The sequence below is a fragment of the Burkholderia lata genome (assembly GCF_902499335.1).
Taxonomy (GTDB): Bacteria; Pseudomonadota; Gammaproteobacteria; order Burkholderiales; family Burkholderiaceae; genus Burkholderia; species Burkholderia lata_B.
This window is the reverse complement of sequence record NZ_CABVQK010000009.1, coordinates 404493-424591: the sequence shown is the minus strand read 5'-3', so window position 1 is coordinate 424591 and position 20099 is coordinate 404493. Positions and strand designations below refer to the sequence as shown.

Genomic DNA, 20099 nt, shown 5'->3' with positions numbered 1-20099 from the left:
ATTCAGAACTCGTTCTGGATGTGCTTGTAGCCCAGCACCAGCGCATTGTTCGTGCGTGCGACGTCCTCGGAGAAATCGCTCGCGTCGGCCGTCACCTGCGGCAAAGCCGCGAGATCGGTTTCCGGCCCGATGCGCTCGGTCGAGCGCACGTAGAAACCCGGCGGCAGGTGGCAGCCGTCGACGACCGCGTTGTAGCGCACCACGCAGCCGTCGTCGATGGTGCAGTTGAACAGCACGCTGTTGAAGCCGACGAACACGCCGTTGCCGACCTTGCACGGCCCGTGGACGATCGCGCGATGCGCGATCGACGTGTGCTGGCCGATGGTGACGCTCGCGCCGGACTTCGAATGGATCACCACACCGTCCTGGATGTTCGAATGCGCGCCGATCACGATCGGCGCGATCCGGCCGCCGCCATCCGTTTCGTCGGCGCGGATCACCGCGTACGGGCCGATGAACACGTTCTCCTCGACGATCACGAGCCCGCACAGAATGGCGGTCGGATCGACGAATGCACTCGGGTGAATCTGCGGCAGGTCGCCGCGCGGGTTCTTTCTGATCATCAGGATTCCTGCCTTGAAATGGGTCGGCCGCGCTTGATCCGCTCGAACAGCCCCGGATCGCGCCACTGTCCGGCGATGGCCGGCGCGAACACGATGTCGGCCAGGTCGATGCGGCCCATGCGCGGGTTGAACGCATCGTCGCGAAAACACTGCGCGTAACCGGTCTCGGTCTCGTGAACGATGATCGAATGCAGCCGCACGTCGGCTTCGCCGTTCGCCATGCGCGTGCAGGACAGCGCCGCATCGACGAGACGAAAGAACACGCGCGAGAATTGCTCGGCGCTCGGTGAAACGGGCAGCAGCACCCAGCGTTCGGAATGCCGGCGCATGCTCTCGACATAGCAGGGGTCGTCATCCGACCACAGCGTCACCGCATGATCGAACGCGTCGATCAGGTCGCGCACGTCGCCCTTGAGCAGCCCGAAGTCGTAGATCATCTGCCCATGATCCAGCGCATGCGCTTCGAGCAGCAGTTCGACGCGGTACGAATGACCGTGGATCGAATGCGAGCAGCGCCGCGTGCTGCAGCCGCGCACGATGTGCGCGTTCTCGAACCGGAACAGCTTGCGGATCAGCATGCGCCGGCGCCTTCGCGAACCGGCGCGGCCCAGGCCACCGCATCGTGCGGATGCAGGCTTTCCAGATGGCGCACATGCACGCGCGGGTTCGCATGATGGCCGTGGTCATCCAGCGCGGCCTGGACGCGGCGGGCGGCATCCTCGACGAACATCAGGTTCCCGCCGTTCAGCACCGCGAACGCCTGCTCGTCGGCGCGCTTGACGGCCGTCTGCACCGGCGTGCCGAGCGCGTGCTCGATGCGATCGATCAGGTCGACCAGCCCCAACGTCGCGCCATCGGCGGGCAGCCCCACGCTGACGACCGCTTCGCTGCGCTGGCTGTGCGGCGTGGCCGCCGTCGCATGCCGTTTCAGCCATGCGGCGACCGCCGCCGGTTCAACACGATCGTCGCGGCCGAACGCCGCCAGGAAGGCCTGCTCGACCCAGTGCCGCGACAGCGCGGCCGAGCATGGGCACGTCGACGAATAGACGACCGTCACCTGCGCGCGCAGCTCGAACGCTCCGCCGGCAAGCGTCGCGTCGATGCGAACCGGGTACGCCTTCCACCCGGCCAGCCCCTCGGTCACGAGCGCAGGGCGTCGAGCCAGCAGGTCGAAGCGTAGCCGCACTCGCGCACTGCGCGTGTCGCAGTCGCGATGGCTATCGACCATCGCGCGCAGCACGCGCTGCAGGCCGGCCGGCGACACTGCCGCGCCGTCGCCGAGCCCGTCGAGCAGCCGGTACAACCGCGACATGTGGATGCCCTTCACATGCGGCGCGGGCAGATCGACCTGCACGTCGGCGCGCGCATGCACGTCGCGCCGGCAGCCGGGCTCGGCCACCGCGACGGGCAGGTCGATGCCCTGCATGCCGACCCATTCGAGCGGGCGGCCGCCCGGCGCGGCATCGGTCAGGGAAATATCGGGAAGAGGTGCATTCATGCTCGGAATCCGGTGGAGCGCCTTCTCCATCCGGATCGATGCAGGAAGCGCGTTCAGGTCAGGACCAGTCGCGAAACGGGTTGTCCCACGTGGTCCAGTGTGCGGGGCCGGTGGCCATCTCGGCATCGGTCAGCAGACACGCGTCGAAGCGCGCGCGCAGCGCAGGCTCGTCCATGTCCATGCCGATCAGCACGAGTTCCTGCCGCGCATCGCCGACGTGCTCGTCCCAGCGCGCGCGGATCTGCGCGACGGCTTCCGCGTCCTGCGGCCAGCGCTCGGGCGGTACGGCCGCCCACCAGTGACCGGCCGGCCCGTGCCGCGCGACCGCGCCGGCCTGCGACCACGAACCGGCGACGGTCGGGTGCGTGGCAAGCCAGAAGAACCCCTTCGAGCGGACGACGCCCGGCCATTCGCCTTCGACGAGATCGAAGAAGCGCTGCGGATGGAACGGCCGTCGCGCGCGATAGACGAAGCTGCGAATGCCGTACTCGTCGGTCTCGGGCGTGTGCTTGCCGCGCATCTCCTGCAGCCAGCCCGGCGCGCGCGATGCCGCGTCGAAATCGAACAGGCCGGTGTCGAGCACGCGCTCGAGCGGCACCTTGCCGAATTCGGCGATCTCGATCCGCGCCCGCGGGTTCAAGCCGCGCAGCAGCGCGACGAGCCGCTCGCGCGCGCTTGCGTCGATCAGGTCGATCTTGTTGATCACGATCACGTCGCAGAACTCGATCTGGTCGATCAGCAGATCGACGACCGTGCGCGCATCTTCCTCGCCCATCGACTCGCCGCGCGACTGCAGGCTGTCGCGCGATGCGTAGTCGCGCAGGAAATTGAATGCATCGACCACCGTCACCATCGTGTCGAGCCGCGCGACTTCGCCGAGGCTGCGGCCGTCCTCGCCTTCGAACGTGAACGTCTCGGCCACCGGCAGCGGCTCCGAGATGCCCGTCGATTCGATCACGAGCTGGTCGAACCGCCCTTCACGCGCGAGCCGGTCGACCTCGATCAGCAGATCCTCGCGCAGCGTGCAGCAGATGCAGCCGTTGCTCATCTCGACCAGCTTCTCGTCGGTACGCGACAGCCCCGCGCCGCCGTCGCGCACGAGCGCGGCGTCGATGTTGACCTCGGACATGTCGTTGACGATGACCGCGACGCGCCGGCCCTCGCGATTGTTGAGGATGTGGTTGAGCAGCGTCGTCTTGCCGGCGCCGAGGAAGCCGGACAGGACGGTCACGGGAAGCCGCGTGGACGGAGGGAGTGCGGTGCGCATCGGGCGATTCCGGAAGAGGACGTTGAGGATCGAATGATATAATGTATCGCAACGATATAACATATCATTTTGGACGTCCAGCCGGTCGCACTGGCGAACGGCCGCCCCGTCGATCAGTTCCACGCCGGAGGATTCGCGCGCTCGAGCGACGACGCGCGGGCGCCGGTTCGACGCGAACCGCGAGCGGCAGCGGCACACCACACGGCATGCCGAATGAAAGGTGTGGTTGATAAGCTCTCCGGCGAGACCGATGGCCCCTCCTCCACACACCATGAAAAAGAAAACCTTCGCTGCGTTGTCACTCTGCGCCGTGCTGCCCGGCATCGCGCTCGCCCAGTCGATCGCGGCCCCCGTGCTGAAGCCGGGCGATACCTGGACCTATATCAACACCGTCGAAATCGGCCCGAACGGCTGGCACCAGACGCGCGACCAGATTTCCGTGCAGCGCACGACTTCCGAGCACATCTACGTCGAAACGCAGCAAAGCGGCGCGACGCAGGCGCCGCGCGAGCGGATCGTCGATGCGGACTGGAGCCGCTCGCGCAGCGTCAACGGCACGGAAACCGTGGTGAATCGTCCGCTGGCGTTTCCGCTGACGGTCGGCAAGACATGGGAGGTCAAGTACAGCGAGTCGCACCCGAATGCGCAGCACGCGTCGGAAGCGTACGACACGCATTACAAGGTCGTCGGTCCCGACACCGTCACCGTGGCGGGCGGCAAGTTCGACGCGATCAAGATCGAGGCAGAAGGCACGTGGAAGGCGCAGGTCGCGCCGGGGCAGTCGGTCACGTCCGGCGTGTCACGCAACGCGAACGGCTCGACGATCGTCATGCAGAGCCGCAACAGCGGGATGGCGGAAGGGACCGGCAAGACCTACATGGCGTTCTGGTACGTGCCGGCGGTCGGCCGCTGGGTCAAGTCGGTCGAGGAGTTCTACGACACGAACGGGACGCGGACGGCGCGCTATTCGAACGAACTGGTGTCGTTCAAGCGCGCCGGCGTGGAGGGCGGCGCACCGCTGGCCAGCCAGCCTGCGCCCGCGCTCGCCCCCGCGGCCGTGCCGCCGGAAGCCCTGCCTACCGTCGAGCAGTAACGGAGCGCGCGCTCACTTACGTATAGAGCGACGCCGGCGGCAATTCCCCGGCCAGTGCGAACCGGCCCACGTCGCGCAGCCGGTAGTCGAGCGGATCGTGCAGCGTATGCGTGCGCGCATTCCGCCAGAAGCGGTCAAGGCCGAGCGACGCGGCCGTCGCGCGTGCGCCGCATGCGTCGAACAGCGCCTCGCCGTTTTCGAGCGCCGCGCGCTGCGCGACGATCTTCGCCTCCGATACCGCGAGCGCCACCTCGGCACGCTCGTCGGCCGTCAGCGCATCCTGCCGCGCCCACGCACGCTGCAACGCGGCGGCCGCGCGATCGGCCAGCGCCGCCGCGGCGATCGCCCGCACACGCATGTCGCCGAAGCGCTGCAGCGTGTACGGATCGTCGCTCGCCTGCGCGACATCCGACTGGATCCACGGGCGGCCATGTGTCAGCACGTAGTCGCGCGCTTCCGCCAGCGCGCCCTCCGCGAGCCCGACGAACAGGTTGGTCAGCACGAGCTGCGACACGAGCGTGCGCAGCGTCGCGCGCGGGGTCGGCGGTGCCTCGGAACGGTGCAGCACCTCGTCCGCCGCGAGCGCCACGCCGTCGAAGCGCACGCTGCCGCTGTCGGTCTGGCGCTGGCCGATCGGATCCCAGTCTTCGTTGACCGTGATCCCCGGGCGATCGGTCGGCACCACGCCGAACACGGTGCGGCCGGTGTCCGGATCGTGCGCGGACACCGTCATGCGCTGCGAGCCTCGCGTGCCCGAACAAAAGCCCTTCACGCCATCGAGCCGGTAACCGCCGTCGGGCGTCGCCGTGGCCACGAGCCGCGTGTCGAGCGGATTGACCGCATTGCCCCACCACCAGCGCTGCTCGACCGTGCCGCGCAGATAGCGTTCGCGCTGGGCAGCGTTGCCCCACACGTCGACGCTCACCACCTGCAGGCACTGGAACCCGACGAGATGCGCGAGCGCGCTGTCGACGCGCGCGATCTGCCGGATCGCATCGTAGATCTCGGGCCATGCGGCTTCCTGCCCGCCGAACGCACGCGGCACCGCGAGCGTCAGCAGCCCCGCATCGGCGAGCCACTGCTTCTCCTGCGCCGCATGACCGCCCGCGCGGTCGCGCGCGGCGGCAGATGCGCGCAGCGCGTCGATCGCTCGCGCCAGCGCGGCGCGGTCGAAGGCGGGCGTTTCGGTATCCGGCGCGAAGGTCGCCGGGCCACGTGGATCGTTCATGCGACGGCTTCCTGCGCAACCGCTTCACCCGACAGCGGCACGAGCGCGTCGAGCTGGCGGCCGGTCAGCCGCGACAGGATCTCGCGCCGCCAGTCGTCGTAGATCGCACGGTATTCGGCGATATCCGCGCCGAACACGTGCGCGGTGTGCGCGTACTCGTCGTGCAGGTAATCGTCGAGCCGCGCCTGCGTTTCCTCGTCGGCCGCGATCACGCGATCGATCAGCGCGTCGCGTTCCGCCGCCGGCAGCGTCTTCAGCGTGTCGAACCACCACTGGACGATCTGCACGCGATGCCACTCCTCGTCCGGCCTGATCCGGTTCTCGCCGTGCTCGCGCATCGCGGAATCGCCGATGCGGCCGGTCTTGCGCTGGATCCACAGCTTCGCGAGGATGTGCAGCTCGTAGTGCCATTCGAACGCGAGAAAGCCCGCGACGTCGCGCACCGCGATGTCGCCGATGCGTGCCCAGTGCGCGGCGACGAGCCGGTCGACTTCCGGCAGCGGATCACGCCCCGTCAGTTCGGTCACGCGTTCGCGGCCGATCACCGCGTGCGCGCCGTCGTCGCCGAGCTGGCGCGACAGGATCAACTGGAAATGCGGATCGTCGCGAAACAGCGTGTCGATCGCCTTCGCGACGACCTGCACGATGAACAGGTCGTGCGATGCCATCTTCGTGTAGTAATCGGCGACAGCGGCCAGCTCGTCGCCGTTGCGCGGTTCGCGCGGCGGCGTCGCGAGCTTGGCCGGGAAGTCCGGACGATGGCGTCGCGCCACGTCGAGAAACAGCGCTTCCTCGAATTGTCCGTTCCATTCGCGCGGCGCGCCGATGGGCAAGGTCATAGGGTTCTTTCTCTCAGGATCATGAATGAAGCGAGCAGACGCTTGTGGCGTCGCTCAGGTACGCCGGGTCACGCGTCGGACCAGGCGGTCGCCCGTGATTTGCACGGCCGAGACGAGCGCGATCAGGATCACGATCACGGTCGCCATGACGGTGGTGTCGAAACGCTGGTAGCCGTAGCGGATCGCGAGATCGCCGAGCCCGCCCGCGCCGACGGCGCCCGCCATCGCGGTCGAGCCGATCAGCGCGACGACGGTAATGGTGAAGCCGCCGAGCATGCCGGGCAGCGCTTCGGGCAACAGCACGTGCCAGACGATGTGGCGGCGCTTCGCACCCATCGCGAGCGCGGCCTCGATCAGCCCGCGGTCGACTTCGCGCAGGCTCACCTCGGCGATCCGCGCGAAGAACGGGATCGCGGCGATCGACAGCGGCACGACGGCCGCCCAGACGCCGATCGTCGTGCCGATCAGCACGCGCGTGAACGGCAGCAGCGCGACGAGCAGGATGATGAACGGCGTCGAGCGGAACACGTTGACGAGCGCGCCGAGCACCGCGTTCACGCCGCGCCGTTCGTAGATGCCGCCGGGTGCGGTCGTCACGAGGATCACCGCGAGCGGGATGCCGATCAGCGCGGCGATCACGGCCGACGCGGCGACCATCGACAGCGTGTCGCGGATCGCATCGAGCAGTTCGGGCCACCAGAGGTCAAACATAGCCGAGCACCTCCGCGTGATTCGCGTGGCGGCGCGCGCGTTCGAGCAGCGCGGCAACCGCGCCGCCGCGGGCCGGCGATTGGCCGGCGTCCTCCGCGCGCGGCGCTGCCGCGATCACGAGCCGCCCTTGCGCATGCCCCTGGATACGCTCGATGCCGCCGTGCAGGAAACGTACCGAGCCGCCGAGCGCCGCCGCGAGCGCACCGACATCCGGCTCGCCGCCGCTCTCGCCCGTATAGCGGACGTCGAGCACGACCTGCGCGCCGTCGGGTAGCGCGGCCTGCTCGGGCAGCGGCTGCACGCGCGCGGCCAGTTCGGCCGGCAGGTCGTGCACGAGCGTGCTGAGCAGCGCGCGCGTCGCGCCGTGGCGCGGATCGCCGAACACGCGCCACACGGGGCCCGTTTCGACGACTTCGCCCTGTTCGATCACCGCGACCGTGTCGCACACCGCGCGGATCACTTCCATCTCGTGCGTGATCAGCACGATCGTCAGCCCGAGACGGCGGTTGATGTCGGCGAGCAGCGCGAGGATCGATTGCGTCGTCTCGGGATCGAGCGCCGACGTCGCCTCGTCGCACAGCAGCACTTCCGGATCGTGCACGAGCGCGCGGGCAATGCCGACGCGCTGCTTCTGCCCGCCCGACAGGCTCGCCGGATACGCGTCGCGCTTCGCGGCGAGCCCGACCAGTTCGAGCAGCGCCTCGACCTTGCGCACGCGCTCGGCCTTCGGCACGCCGGCGATCTTCAGCGGCAGCGCGACGTTCTCGAACACCGTCTTCGCGGACAGCAGGTTGAAATGCTGGAACACCATGCCGGTGCGGCGCCGCAGCGCGACGAGCCCGTCCTCGTCGAGCGCGCCGACGTCGACGCCCTGCACGCGCACGCGGCCCGAACTCGGCCGTTCGAGGCCGTTCACGAGCCGCAGCAGCGTCGACTTCCCGGCACCGCTGCGGCCGATGATCCCGAAGACCTCGCCGCGCCGCACATCGAGCGTCACGTCGCGCAGCGCGGCGGCCTGGCCGCGCGGCGTCGCGAACACCTTGCCGACCTGCTCCAGCGACACGGCGGCGCCGCCGGCCGAGTCGGCCGACGCCGCTTCATCATGCGTCGCGGCCGTGACGCCGGCTCGCACAGCCGAGGCGTCGATGAAACCCAGCGTATCGAACAATTGCGTCATCGCTTCGCTCCGTCACGTTCACGCATGCGCGGGATGCGCGGGTTCGGCCACGGCGGCCGGCCGGTGCCGCGCGCCCGTGTGCCACGCGGGCAGGCGCGGGCCCGCGCCGAACAGCTTCTCGCGCAGCGTCGGCGCGGGATCGTAGTCTTCCTTGTAGACGCCGCGGTTCTGCAGCTCGGGCACGACCCAGTCGACGAAATCCTCGAACGACTCAGGCATCACGGTGCGCGTCAGGTTGAAGCCGTCGATGCCGGTCTCGTCGATCCACGACTGCAGTTCGTCCGCGACCTGCGACGGCGAGCCGACGATCGGCGCATAGCGGCCGCCGAGCGACATCTGTTCGAGCATCCGCCGCACGGTCCACGTGCCGGTCGTGCTTTTGCGCGAGATCGCGTCGACGGCCGACTGGATCGAGTCGGTCTTCACGTACGAGATCGGCTCGTCGAGGCCGTACTTCGCGAAATCGATGCCGGTCGAGCTCGCGAAATGCGCGAGGCCGGCCTCGGGGCTCGCGTAGCGCCGGTATTCGTCGAACTTCTCGCGCGCGAGCCGCTCGGTCTCGGCCGTCACGACGCTCACGCCCGCGAAGATTTTGATCGACGCCGGGTCGCGGCCCTGCCGTGCAGCGGCCGCGCGGATGTCGAGTGCCGCCGCGCGGGCGGCGGCCTTGCTTTGCCCGTTCACGAACACGCATTCCGCGTGACGGCCCGCGAACTCGACGCCGCGCGCGGACGATCCGGCCTGGTACAGCACCGGCGTGCGCTGCAGCGACGGCTCGCTCAGATGAATCGCGTCGATCGAATAGAACGGCCCGTCGTGCTTCACGCGCCGCACCTTGCCCGGCTGCGCGAACACGCGCGCCTGTGCGTCGCGGATCACCGCGTCGTCGTCCCAGCTCTGTTCCCACAGCTTGTAGACGACGTCCATGTAGTCGTCCGCGCGCTCGTAGCGGTCGTCGTGGCCGATCTGCTGCGCGAGGCCCATCCCGCGCGCGGCGCTGTCGAGATAGCCGGTGACGATGTTCCAGCCCACGCGCCCTTTCGTCAGATGATCGAGCGTCGACATGCGGCGCGCGAACAGGTAAGGCGGCTCGTAGGTCAGGTTCGCGGTCACGCCGAAGCCGAGGTGCCGCGTGACCTGCGCCATCGCGGGCACGAGCAGCAGCGGATCGTTGACGGGCACCTGCACCGATTCGCGCAGCGCGGCATCGGGGCCGCCGCCGAACACGTCGTACACGCCGACGATGTCCGCGAGGAAGATCCCGTCGAACTTGCCGCGCTCGAGCGTCTTCGCGAGATCGGCCCAGTAGTCGAGATCGGTGTAGTGCGCGGAGCGGTCGCGCGGATGCGTCCACAGCCCGTGGTTGATATGCCCGACGCAGTTCATGTTGAACGCATTGAGCAGGATCTTCTTGCGGTTCGCCGTCGTCATGCCCGCCTCCGTCACCACGCGATCGCGTACAGCGAGCCGAACGCGTTGTCGAGCGCCTTGCGCACGGCCGGCGACTGCTGGTAGATCGCGATGAACTTGCGGATGCGCGGATCGTTCACGCTGTCCGGCCGCACGACCCACTGGATCGCGAAGATCTTGTTCTCCGTGCCGTCGAACAGCAGCGCGCTGTTCGGGTCGGTCGTGCCGGCGAGCTTGATGAAGCTCGGGTAGCCCTGCGCGAGATCGACGTCGTCGAGCGAACGCGCGAGCTGCGACGCTTCGAGCGGGATGATCTTCAGGTGCTTCGGGTTCGCGACGATGTCATGCGTCGTCGCGCGGTAGTCGGCGCCCGGCTTCAGCGTGATGAGCCCCGCACGCTGCAGCAGCAACAGCCCGCGCCCGCCGTTCACCGGATCGTTCGCGATCGCGACCTTCGCGCCGTCCTTCAGCTCGCTGAAGTTTTTCACCTTCTTCGAATAGAGGCCGATCTTCATGATCGTGCCGGGTGCGATCGACACGAAGTTGTAGCCGCCCTGCTTGTTCGCGTTCTCGAGGAACGGGATGTGCTGGAAGTAGTTGACGTCGATGTCCTTGTTCGCGAGCGCCGCGTTCGGCGTATTCCAGTCGGTGAATTCGACGATCTTCACGTCGAGCCCCTGCGCCTTCGCCTCCTTGGCGGCGACCTTCAGTGCCTCGATCTGCGGACTGGTCGAGATGCCGACCTTCAGCGGCGCGGTGTCGGCGTGCGCGCCATTGAGCAGCGCGACGCCGAGCACGGCGGCGGCCAGCAGACGCGCGACGCGGCCGGCGGAAAAGCGGGCGGAAAAAACGGCATGCAGCATGGAAACCACTCTCCTGTCCAAAGACGGTATCGACGGATGAGCGACGCCGCGGCGAACGCACGGGCGTTCTCCGGACAGGAGTCATCGCATCGGAAAAGGATCAGCCGATGATAGAGAGCGGCGCGGGGACGGTCTACGAAGCGATTGTGCGAAGAAAATCGCGCGCGGCGATATGGCGGGCGGCCACGCGGGATCGGGGGCCTGACCGGGGGCCCGGCCGGCCATCTGGCCGAAATCTCGGCCTGCGCGCCGGGCGAATTCCGAAATCTCGGCCAACCGGTCGCGTCACCCTTTCCGCAGACGAAACAAATCCCTTATAAATCAATGCATTAAAAATATCCCGGAAGGCCGGATTTCTGGCACGGGGGTTGCGTAATAGACGGCACACGATGCCGCGACGCAATGCAGGCATTCCAACATCAGGAGACACGTCTTGCAGACCTCAATCCAAACCCCGTCCCATCCGGAGCCGGTTTCCGACGCCGTCGCCGCCCCGCGCGAGCGCTTCTGGCCGCATGGCTGGTGGAAACTGATGGAAATCCGCATCGGCATCATCCCGCTGCCCGTCTACTTCATCCTGCTCGCGCTGATCGTCGGCTTCGCCGTGACGGGCAAGGTGCCCGGCGAGATCTCGATGGCGATCGCCGTGCTCGCGTTCTTCGGCTTCACCTGCGCGGAACTCGGCAAGCGCCTGCCGCTGCTGCGCAACATCGGCGCGGCCGCGATCTTCGCGACCTTCGTGCCGTCTGCGCTCACCTACTACCACCTGCTGCCGAAGCCGGTGCTGAACCTGACGGTCGAATTCACTAAATCGACCAACTTCCTGTACCTGTTCATCGCGTCGATCATCGTCGGCAGCATCCTGAGCATGGATCGCCGCGTGCTGATCCAGGGCTTCGTGAAGATCTTCATCCCGCTCGCGGCCGGCTCGGTCGCGGCCGCAATCGTCGGCACGGCGGTCGGCACCGCACTCGGCCTCGGCGCGCGCCACACGCTGCTGTACATCGTCGTGCCGATCATGGCGGGCGGCGTCGGCGAAGGCGCGATTCCGCTGTCGATCGGCTATTCGGAACTGATGCACCTGCCGCAAGGCGAGATGTTCGCGATGGTGCTGCCGCCGGTGATGCTCGGCAGCCTGACCGCGATCATCCTGTCGGGCGCGCTCGACATGATCGGCAAGCGCTTCCCGCACCTGACCGGCAACGGCCGCCTGCAGGTCGGCGAATCGGGCGACATGACGCCCGAGAACGAGGAAATCCGCGGCCACGTCGACGTCACGCACATCGCGGGCGCCGGTATCACGGCGATCACGCTGTACCTCGTCGGCCTGATGGCGTTCAAGCTGTTCGGCCTGCCCGCGCCGGTCGCGATGCTGTTCCTCGCGGTGCTCGTGAAGCTCGCGCGCGCGGTGTCGCCGCCGCTGCAGGAAGGCGCGTTCGTCGTCTACAAGTTCTTCTCGACCGCCGTCACGTATCCGCTGCTGTTCGCGATCGGTGTCGCGATGACGCCGTGGGACAAGCTGACCGCCGCGTTCACGATCGTCAACGTCGTCACGATCGTGTCGACCGTCGCGACGCTGATGGGCACCGGTTTCGTGGTCGGCCGCCTGATGAAGATGTACCCTATCGACACCGCAATCGTGAACGCCTGCCACAGCGGGCAAGGCGGCACCGGCGACGTCGCGATCCTGACTGCCGCGAACCGGATGCAGCTGATGCCGTTCGCGCAGATCGCGACGCGCATCGGCGGCGCGATCGTCGTCACGGTCACGCTGATCCTGATCGCACACTTCGGATGATGCGCCGCCGCGCGCACCGTCGCGCAGGCCGCTTCGCACGCGCCGCCGCCGGCCCAGCCGGCGCGCGGCGCGCGTCGTTCTGGGCGTCGTTCAGGGTATTGCGACGGACGGACGGTTGCGGGCTTCGATGAGGGCGAACGTGCAAAAAGGCTTCAAGGGAATCCCGTGGTGGGGTTGGGCATCGGCCGGCGTGCTGTATGTGAGCGTGGCGGCCGCGGCCGTCGATTTCGCGTGGGAACGCGCGATCGACGCGCTCGAGGAAACCGGCGCGCACCGGCTCGACCTGTATGCGTCGAGCCTGAAGAGCGAACTCGGCCGCTTCGAGATCCTGCCCGGCCTGGTCGCGCGGCAGGACGGCGTGCGCACGATGCTGAAAGCCGCGCCGCATGACGCCCCCGAGCTCGTGCACACCGTCAACACCTACCTCGAAGCCGTGAACCGCGACGCGGGCAGCGGCGCGGTCGACGTGATCGACCTGCAGGGCAACGTGATCGCCGCCAGCAACTGGAACGAGACGCTCAGCTTCGTCGGTACCAACGTGTCGTACCGGCCGTACTTCAAGGACGCGCTCGCGCGCGGCAGCGGCCGCTTCTTCGGCATCGGCACCAACACCGGCGTGCCGGGCGTCTACTTCGCCAGCGCGGTGCGTGACGACGGCGTGCCGATCGGCGTGGCCGCCGTGAAGATCAGCGTCGATCCGCTCGAATCGGCGTGGCGCGCGCCGGGCGTCGCCGCAATGGTCGTCGACAGCAACGGCGTGGTCGTGATCTCGACCGAACCCGCATGGAAATTCACCGCGCTGCGCCCGATCACCGCGCAGCAGCAGCGCGACATCCAGGCGTCACGGCAATACGCGGGCCGCACGGTCGACGCACTGCCGTACCGCCACATCGGCGACCGCAGTGCAGCCGCGTGGTTCGGCACCTTCCCCGATACGCGCCGCAGCGGCCGCACCACGCGCTATCTCGTGATGTCGCGCCCCGCGCCGCAGGCCGGCGATTCGCTGATGGTGCTGCTCGACATCGCGGGCGCGCGGCGCCAGCAGCAGACGGCCTTCGTGTTCGTCACCGGCGCGTTCCTGATCGCCGCGCTGCTCGCCGGCTACGCGATCCAGCGCCGCCGGGCGATCGTCGCGCGGCTGAACGCGCAGGACGCGCTACGACGCGCGAACGACCAGCTCGAGCTGACTGTCGCGCAGCGCACGGCCGCACTGACGGCCGCGAACGAACGGATGCAGCGCGAGATCGTCGAGCGCGAGCGCACCGAGCAGCGGCTGCGCGCGTCGCAGCAGGAAGTCGTGCACGCGGGCAAGCTCGCGGTGCTCGGGCAGATGGCCGCCGGCCTCACGCACGAGCTGAACCAGCCGCTCGTCGCGATCCGCACGCTGTGCGACAACGCGCGCACGTTCTTCGAGCGCGGCCAGCCCGCGCCGGCACTCGCCAATCTCGAACGGATCGGCAAGCTCGTCGACAGCATGGCGGTGCTCACCGGCGAGCTGAAGACCTTCGCGCGCAAGCCCGACGTCGAGCGCGTCGCTGTCTCGCTGAACGAGGCCGTCGCGCATGCACGGCTCATCTACGATGCGCGGATTCGCGACGAAGGCGTGCAGCTCGACGTGAACATCGCGCCCGGCACCGCCGTGTCGGCCGAATCGAGCCAGTTGCAGCAGGTGATCGTGAACCTGCTCGGCAACGCGCTCGACGCGGTACACGACGCGCCCGTGCGCCGCATCGTCATCGAGGCCGCCGGGCCGGACGAAGCCGGCCGCGTGCGCTTCACCGTCGCCGACAGCGGCGCGGGCATCGCGCCCGAGGTGCTGCCGCACCTGTTCGAGCCGTTCGTCACGACCAAGCCGCGCGGCCAGGGCCTCGGGCTCGGCCTCGCGATCACGTCGCGCATCGTCGAGGCGTTCGGCGCGAAGATCGCCGCGACGAACCGCGACGAAGGCGGCGCGCAGTTCAGTATCGAATTCGCGGCGGCCACGCTGCAAAGGACAGAGCATGGAAGATGAGATTCGGGTGCTGGTCGTCGAGGACGATGAAAACGTCCGGATCGGCGTGGAGCAGGCAGTGGCGCTTGCCGGCTTCGCGGTCGATGCGTTCGCGTCGGCCGCCGACGCGCTGCATCACGTCGCGCCCGGTGCGCCGGTCGTGATCGTGTCGGACGTGCGGATGCCGGGCATCGACGGGCTGCAGCTGCTCGATCGCGTGATGGCCATCGACGCGCAGATCCCGGTCGTGCTGATCAGCGGCCATGCCGATATCTCGACGGCCGTCGGCGCGATGCAGGTCGGCGCGTACGACTTCATCGAGAAGCCGTTTTCGTCGGACGTGATCGCGGGGCGCGTCGCACGCGCGGTCGAGAAGCGCCGCCTGACACTCGAGGTGCAGGGCCTGCGCGCGGCGCTGAACAACTGGCAGGGCATCGAGGCGTTCGTGCTCGGCAAGTCGCCCGCGATGGCCGACGTGCGCAAGAAGATCCTGCGCCTCGCCGATACGTCGGTGTCGGTGCTGATCACCGGCGAAACCGGCACCGGCAAGGAACTGATCGCGCGCAGCCTGCACGACTTCGGCGGCCGGCGCGACGCGCATTTCGTCGCGCTGAACTGCGGCGGCCTGCCGGAGCAGGTCTTCGAGAGCGAACTGTTCGGTCACGAAGCCGGCGCGTTCACCGGCGCGATCAAGAAGCGCATCGGCAAGATCGAATGGGCGGACGGCGGCACGCTGTTCCTCGACGAAATCGAGACGATGCCGATCACGCTGCAGATCAAGATGCTGCGCGTGCTGCAGGAGCGCGTGGTCGAGCGGCTCGGCGCGAACGAGCTGATTCCGGTCGACTGCCGCGTGGTCGCGGCGTCGAAGGCCGATCTTGCCGAACTCGCGGCCGATGGCCGCTTTCGCGCGGACTTGCTGTATCGCCTCAACGTCGCGCAGATCGAGTTGCCGCCGCTGCGCGAACGGCGCGAGGACGTGCCGCTGCTGTTCGAGCATTTCGTGCTCGCGGCCGCGCGGCGCTTCGGGCAGCCGGCGCCGGTCGTCACGGCTGCGCAGGTATCCGAACTGATGACGCATGCGTGGCCCGGCAACGTGCGCGAGCTGCAGAACGTGGCCGACCGCTTCGTGCTCGGGCTGACCGGCGACAGCCTGCTGTCGTCCGGCGGCACGTCGGCCGCGGGCGGCACGCTCGCGGAACAGCTCGCGTATTTCGAGCGGATGCTGATCGAGGACATGCTGCAGCGTCACAACGGCAACGTCGCGGAAGCGAGCGAAGCGCTCGGGATGCCGAAGAAAACGCTCTATCACAAGCTGCGCAACCTGCGGATTCCCGCGCGCGGCGACGCGGCGGCCGATGGCGGCGAATGACGCGAACGAGGACACGCACAGCATGGATCGCATCGAAGTTACCGAACAGGGCCGCATCACCGGCCACCTGATCCGCGGCGTCACGCGCGCGCAGAAAACCTTCCGCCCGAGCGACTGGCCCGAGCGCCTCGCGGGCGTCATCACGCTGTTCGTCGGCGAACGGCGGCCCGGCTATCCGTGCGCGCTGTCGCGGCTCGCGATGCCCGCGGTCGACGGCAACGTCAAATGCCTGTTCGTGTCGGACGAATTGCGCACCGTCTGCGCGGACGCATTCGATTTCGCGATGCAGTTCGCGGCCGACAACGATCTCCCCGTCGAGCTTCAGACCGCGCCCGCGCTGGCGGTGCGCTGACACGCGGGCCGCTTGCGCGGCTCGCGTCCCCCCTTTTTCCACGGTTGCGATGTGCGGGTGCGCAGGCCGCCGCACGCCCGTTTCAGGCGTGTCCGGCTTCGCGACCAATCGTTAGACGATTGAAAGCATCGACACCCGTCTCCTTCCGACAAGGGTTTGCGGCCGAGCCATCAATAAAATTGATCGTGACGATGAAAATTATGCGTTTTCCTTGCAGGTCGCCGTGATGCATAGTTGCGTCGTGTTGACGCACCTTTGAGTCTTTCAGTCATGAACATGCGAATCGAGCCGTCCGTGCTCGCGAACCCCGACCTGCAATTTGCGACGCTTTCGTCAGGCATCAGCCTGCCGTATGTCGAGCGGGGCAGCGGTGCGCCGATGGTGTTCGTGCACGGCTCGCTGTGCGACTACCGCTACTGGGATCCGCAGCTCGCGTCGCTGTCGGCCCACTACCGCTGCATCGCGCCGAGCCTGAGCCATTACTGGCCGGCCGTCGAAGCGGGCATCCAGGACGAGTTCAGCTGGCAGAACCACGTCGACGAGCTCGCCGAATTCATCGACGCGCTCGATCTCGGCCCCGTGCATCTGGTCGGCCACTCGCGCGGCGGCAGCGTCGCGTTCAACGTGGCGCGCCAGCATCCGCAGCTCGTCGAATCGCTGACGCTCGCCGATCCGGGCGGCCCGCTGCAACAGCCGGGCGTGCGCGAAGCCGCGCTGCCGGCCGCCGCGATCGCACTGCGCACGAAGGCCGTGAACCTGATCGGGCAAGGCGACGTCGAATCGGGCCTCGAGATGTTCGTCGATTCCGTGAGCCTGCCCGGTGCATGGAAGAAGAGCACGTCGCGGTTCCGCACGATGGCGATCGACAATGCGAGCACGCTGCCGAAGCAACTGCGCGACCCGCTGCCCGCGTACTCGCAGCACACGGCCGGCGACATCGCATGCCGCACGCTGCTGATCGACGGCCAGCGCAGCCCGAAGATGTTCCGCAACAACGTCGACACGCTGTCGCAGTGGATCGGCAATGCGCAACGGCAGACCGTCGCCGGCGCGTCGCACGGGATGAACGCGGCAAGCCCCGCCGTGTTCAACCGCTTCGTGCACGAGTTCGTCGCCGCGTAAGTTCCCTCGGGCGGCTTCTGCGCCGCCCGTTCTCCTCGCTGTTCAACGACGATGCGGATACGCGCCGCATCGCCGCTTCATCAACCGCCGTGCGTCACCGGTGCGTCCGTCCCGTCAATCCGCCTGCGCAATTCCGTCAGCACGACTTACCACACAGCCGGCTCCGCCTTGCGCGTGACCGAATCCGGCAGCCCGAACACGCTGTCGAACGCCCAGTTGTACGTGAACGTGAAGATCGGGAAGAACACGATCAGCACCGCGTCGTACAGGAATGCCTGCAGCAACGACACGTCGAGCCACCACGCGATCAGCGGGATCAGGAACGTCACGAGCGCGACCTGGAAGCCGATCGCGTGCACCACGCGGCGCCCGACCGTGCGCGTCGTCGCCGCGCTCCTGCGCTCCCACGCCTCGAACGCGAGGTTGTACAGGAAATTGACGGTGACGCCCGTCGTCGAGATCATCACCCCCATCGCGCCGCTCGTCGCCACGCTCGCGCCGCTCAGCATGCCGAGCACCGACGATGCGATCAGGATGCCGAGCACTTCGAACACCACGACGTAGACTATGCGTCTCTTCCACCCTTGCATGACCATCCACCTTCTATCGAACAAGGTGGCGAGACTATCAGCGGGTAGCGCGTCCGCAAAAGTCAGGTCCTTTCAATTTTTCTGACAGGAGGCCAGTGCATGCTGACCAGCGACCACATCGACATGCTGCTGACCGTCATCGACAAAGGCTCGTTTTCCGCCGCCGCGCGTGCGCTCGGCCGCACGCCGTCGGCGATCAGCATGGCGATCGCGAACCTCGAGGCCGAACTCGACCTCGTGCTGTTCGATCGCGGCACACGCGAACCGACGCCGACCGCCGCGATGGCTGCGCTGCTGCCCGATGCGCGCTCGATCGCCGAACGGCTGCACGCGCTGCGCGCGCATGCGCAGCACCTGTCGGAAGGCGTCGAGGATACGTTGCGGCTCGGCCTCGCCGCCGAACTCGACGGCGCGCCCGTTGCCCGCGCGCTGACCGCTGTCGCCGCGAAATACCCGGCGCTCGCGATCAGCATCGTCACGGCGCCGCAGGACGTGATCGTCGATGCGCTGCATCGCGGCGCTGTCGATCTCTGTGTCGCGTATGGCGGGCTCGACCTGCATCCGCAGGAGCAGATCCACGGGCTGTGGACCGAGACGCTCGTTGCGGTCGCCGCGCCGAGCCATCCGGCGATCGCCGAATGCGCGCAACCCGAGGCGATCGAGCGGCTGTCCGGTTTCCGGCAGATCGTGATCGCCGATCCCGAGCGGCCGCTGACCGACGTGCGGCCGTTGATCGGCAACCGCACGTGGAAAGTCACCGACATGGCGACCGCAATCGCACTCGTGAAGGCCGGACATGGCTGGGCGAACCTGCCCGAATCCGTGACCGGCCGATACGTCGCCGACGGCGACCTCGCGCCGCTCGTGTTCGCGAACATCCGCAACGGGCTCCCGCTGCCCGTGTTCCTGCGCCGGCCGAAACACACGGGGCTCGGCAAGGCGGCCAGCGAACTGGTCCGCGCGCTGCGGGCTGCCGGCGACGGAAAATGACCGGAGTGGCGGCGAACGCCGCCACTCCGCCGGTCAACGCCCGACGGCTTGACCGTTAGTTGCGATTAGTGCGCTGCCGCCGCCGCACCCTGGATCGAATCGACGAGCGACGCGTTGTCATAGCGTCGCCCGGCAATCCCCCATCCGCCGTCGACCGCATGGACGACGTTCACCCACACTTGCGCCGGCGTCAGCCGCCCTCCGGCGCGGCGCAGCACGATCGCGGTCGCCCGCTCGACGAATTGCCGCTGCGTGTCGGGCGCCGCGAGCGCCACGGCAGGCAGTTTCAATTCGACGAACGCGGCAGGCTCCGCGCGCCCGTGCACGAAGGTCCGGTTTCGCGGCAGCACGTTGAGCGTGCCCACCACGTTCGGCGCCAGGAACGCATTCCCGGTCAATCCCTCGACTTCCAGCAGCGCATCGGTCAACTCGGCAAACACCGGCCCCTCGTCGTCCGGCGTGAACACCCCTTCGGATACTGTCAGCGTAATCGGCATCGCACTTTCTCCTGGTCAGGTCATCGGTCAGGTGACGTGATATAAATATCAGTCACTCTCTATACATTAGACACCGATCGCTCTCTATTCAAGATAAAGAGCGATCGCTCTGAAGCGAGCCTGTCATGCGTTATTCCGTCGAGCACAAGCACGAAACCCGCACGCGCATCCTCGATGCCGCGAGCCGCCTGTTCCGCCAGGAAGGGTATGGCGGCTCCGGCATCGGTCCGCTGACGAAGGCGGCGGGCGTCACCAACGGCGCGTTCTACGGCCATTTCAAAACGAAGGGCGAAGCGTTCCGGCAGGTCGTCCTCGATGGCCTCGCCCAGCTCCGGCAAGGCGTCGCGACGTTCAAGGCCGAGCATGGCGCGCGCTGGCGGCGCCCGTTCGTGTCGTTCTACCTCGGCCCGCGGCGCACCTGCGAACTCGGCGAAAGCTGCGCGCTGCCGAGCCTGTCCCCGGAAGTGATGCGCGCCGACGACGAAACGCGCGACGCATATGAGCAGGCACTGCGGCAGATCATCGACGAAGTGTCGGCCGGGATGGACAACCCACCCGATGACGATCGCGCGATCGCGCTCCTCGCGCTGCTGTCGGGCGGCGTCACGCTCGCGCGAGCGGTGCGTGATCCCGAACTGGCGCAGCGCATCGCCGATGCGGTCGGCCGCTACGCGGTGGTGATCGCCGAACGTACGGACGTGAAACCGGAGCAACAGGCCTGACCGGCCGCCAATAAAAA

20 protein-coding genes are annotated in these 20099 nt (G+C 67.9%); 8 read left to right on the top strand and 12 right to left on the bottom strand.

Going from position 1 to position 20099, the window contains the following annotated elements; all coding sequences use genetic code 11:
* Nucleotides 1-2 precede the first annotated feature (2 nt).
* From BCO18175_RS24145 to zigA, 4 genes are read right to left on the bottom strand one after another with little or no spacing between them, the layout of a single operon-like run.
* A complete protein-coding gene (locus tag BCO18175_RS24145) occupies nt 3-563 on the bottom strand; it encodes a carbonate dehydratase (protein ID WP_174984799.1) in 561 nt (186 codons plus the stop codon).
* Entirely contained in the window at nt 563-1141 is a 579-nt protein-coding gene (locus BCO18175_RS24140; protein WP_174984796.1) for a 6-pyruvoyl trahydropterin synthase family protein, read from the bottom strand. The genes BCO18175_RS24145 and BCO18175_RS24140 overlap by 1 nt, the downstream gene beginning before the upstream one ends.
* The gene (gene folE2 / locus BCO18175_RS24135; RefSeq protein WP_174984793.1) at nt 1135-2061 is read right to left on the bottom strand and encodes a GTP cyclohydrolase FolE2; all 927 of its coding nucleotides are present in this window, start codon (nt 2059-2061) and stop codon (nt 1135-1137) included. The genes BCO18175_RS24140 and folE2 overlap by 7 nt, the downstream gene beginning before the upstream one ends.
* A gap of 58 nt (nt 2062-2119) precedes the next feature.
* Complete coding sequence (gene zigA, locus BCO18175_RS24130; RefSeq protein ID WP_217483924.1) at nt 2120-3328, bottom strand: zinc metallochaperone GTPase ZigA; 1209 nt, start codon at nt 3326-3328, stop codon at nt 2120-2122.
* Nucleotides 3329-3599: 271 nt separating this feature from the next.
* On the opposite strand from zigA, the gene BCO18175_RS24125 reads away from it, so the two are divergent.
* Nucleotides 3600-4421 (top strand): hypothetical protein, encoded by an 822-nt coding sequence (locus tag BCO18175_RS24125; protein WP_174984788.1) that lies wholly within the window; start codon nt 3600-3602, stop codon nt 4419-4421.
* A 16-nt stretch (nt 4422-4437) separates the two neighbouring features.
* Here BCO18175_RS24125 and BCO18175_RS24120 read toward each other — a convergent pair whose 3' ends face one another.
* From BCO18175_RS24120 to BCO18175_RS24095, 6 genes are read right to left on the bottom strand one after another with little or no spacing between them, the layout of a single operon-like run.
* The gene (locus BCO18175_RS24120) at nt 4438-5649 is read right to left on the bottom strand and encodes an acyl-CoA dehydrogenase family protein (RefSeq protein ID WP_174984785.1); all 1212 of its coding nucleotides are present in this window, start codon (nt 5647-5649) and stop codon (nt 4438-4440) included.
* Complete coding sequence (locus BCO18175_RS24115; RefSeq protein ID WP_174984783.1) at nt 5646-6488, bottom strand: hypothetical protein; 843 nt, start codon at nt 6486-6488, stop codon at nt 5646-5648. The genes BCO18175_RS24120 and BCO18175_RS24115 overlap by 4 nt, the downstream gene beginning before the upstream one ends.
* A gap of 54 nt (nt 6489-6542) precedes the next feature.
* The gene (locus BCO18175_RS24110; RefSeq protein WP_046546161.1) at nt 6543-7199 is read right to left on the bottom strand and encodes a methionine ABC transporter permease; all 657 of its coding nucleotides are present in this window, start codon (nt 7197-7199) and stop codon (nt 6543-6545) included.
* Entirely contained in the window at nt 7192-8376 is a 1185-nt protein-coding gene (locus BCO18175_RS24105; protein ID WP_174984779.1) for a methionine ABC transporter ATP-binding protein, read from the bottom strand. The genes BCO18175_RS24110 and BCO18175_RS24105 overlap by 8 nt, the downstream gene beginning before the upstream one ends.
* Before the next feature lie 18 nt (nt 8377-8394).
* Entirely contained in the window at nt 8395-9807 is a 1413-nt protein-coding gene (locus BCO18175_RS24100) for an LLM class flavin-dependent oxidoreductase (protein WP_174971091.1), read from the bottom strand.
* A gap of 11 nt (nt 9808-9818) precedes the next feature.
* Nucleotides 9819-10649, bottom strand: a complete 831-nt coding sequence (locus tag BCO18175_RS24095) for a MetQ/NlpA family ABC transporter substrate-binding protein (protein WP_174984776.1) — start codon at nt 10647-10649, stop codon at nt 9819-9821.
* 433 nt (nt 10650-11082) lie between these two features.
* Here BCO18175_RS24095 and BCO18175_RS24090 point away from each other — a divergent pair, with 433 nt between their 5' ends.
* From BCO18175_RS24090 to BCO18175_RS24070, 5 genes are all read left to right on the top strand, one after another.
* The gene (locus BCO18175_RS24090) at nt 11083-12447 is read left to right on the top strand and encodes a 2-hydroxycarboxylate transporter family protein (protein WP_174984773.1); all 1365 of its coding nucleotides are present in this window, start codon (nt 11083-11085) and stop codon (nt 12445-12447) included.
* 127 nt (nt 12448-12574) lie between these two features.
* A complete protein-coding gene (locus BCO18175_RS24085; protein ID WP_174984771.1) occupies nt 12575-14458 on the top strand; it encodes a sensor histidine kinase in 1884 nt (627 codons plus the stop codon).
* Nucleotides 14448-15809 carry a sigma-54-dependent transcriptional regulator gene (locus BCO18175_RS24080; RefSeq protein WP_174984768.1) on the top strand — a complete coding sequence of 454 codons (1362 nt, stop codon included), beginning with the start codon at nt 14448-14450 and terminating at the stop codon, nt 15807-15809. Before BCO18175_RS24085 ends, BCO18175_RS24080 begins: the two co-directional genes overlap by 11 nt.
* A 22-nt stretch (nt 15810-15831) precedes the next feature.
* Nucleotides 15832-16161 (top strand): DUF3579 domain-containing protein, encoded by a 330-nt coding sequence (locus BCO18175_RS24075; protein WP_174916289.1) that lies wholly within the window; start codon nt 15832-15834, stop codon nt 16159-16161.
* Between the two features lie 270 nt (nt 16162-16431).
* On the top strand, nt 16432-17283 hold the full coding sequence (locus tag BCO18175_RS24070) for an alpha/beta fold hydrolase (RefSeq protein ID WP_174984764.1): 852 nt from the start codon (nt 16432-16434) through the stop codon (nt 17281-17283).
* Between the two features lie 146 nt (nt 17284-17429).
* On the opposite strand, the gene BCO18175_RS24065 is transcribed toward BCO18175_RS24070, so the two are convergent.
* Nucleotides 17430-17873: a PACE efflux transporter gene (locus BCO18175_RS24065; protein WP_174916294.1), complete on the bottom strand. Its 444-nt coding sequence runs from the start codon at nt 17871-17873 to the stop codon at nt 17430-17432.
* 99 nt (nt 17874-17972) lie between these two features.
* Here BCO18175_RS24065 and BCO18175_RS24060 point away from each other — a divergent pair, with 99 nt between their 5' ends.
* Nucleotides 17973-18863, top strand: coding sequence for a LysR family transcriptional regulator (locus BCO18175_RS24060; protein ID WP_174984762.1), 891 nt, complete (start codon nt 17973-17975; stop codon nt 18861-18863).
* Nucleotides 18864-18928: 65 nt separating this feature from the next.
* On the opposite strand, the gene BCO18175_RS24055 is transcribed toward BCO18175_RS24060, so the two are convergent.
* Nucleotides 18929-19360 carry a Tautomerase enzyme gene (locus BCO18175_RS24055; protein WP_174971107.1) on the bottom strand — a complete coding sequence of 144 codons (432 nt, stop codon included), beginning with the start codon at nt 19358-19360 and terminating at the stop codon, nt 18929-18931.
* Nucleotides 19361-19485: 125 nt separating this feature from the next.
* On the opposite strand from BCO18175_RS24055, the gene BCO18175_RS24050 reads away from it, so the two are divergent.
* Complete coding sequence (locus tag BCO18175_RS24050) at nt 19486-20082, top strand: TetR/AcrR family transcriptional regulator (protein ID WP_174984759.1); 597 nt, start codon at nt 19486-19488, stop codon at nt 20080-20082.
* The last annotated feature ends 17 nt before the right edge of the window (nt 20083-20099 follow it).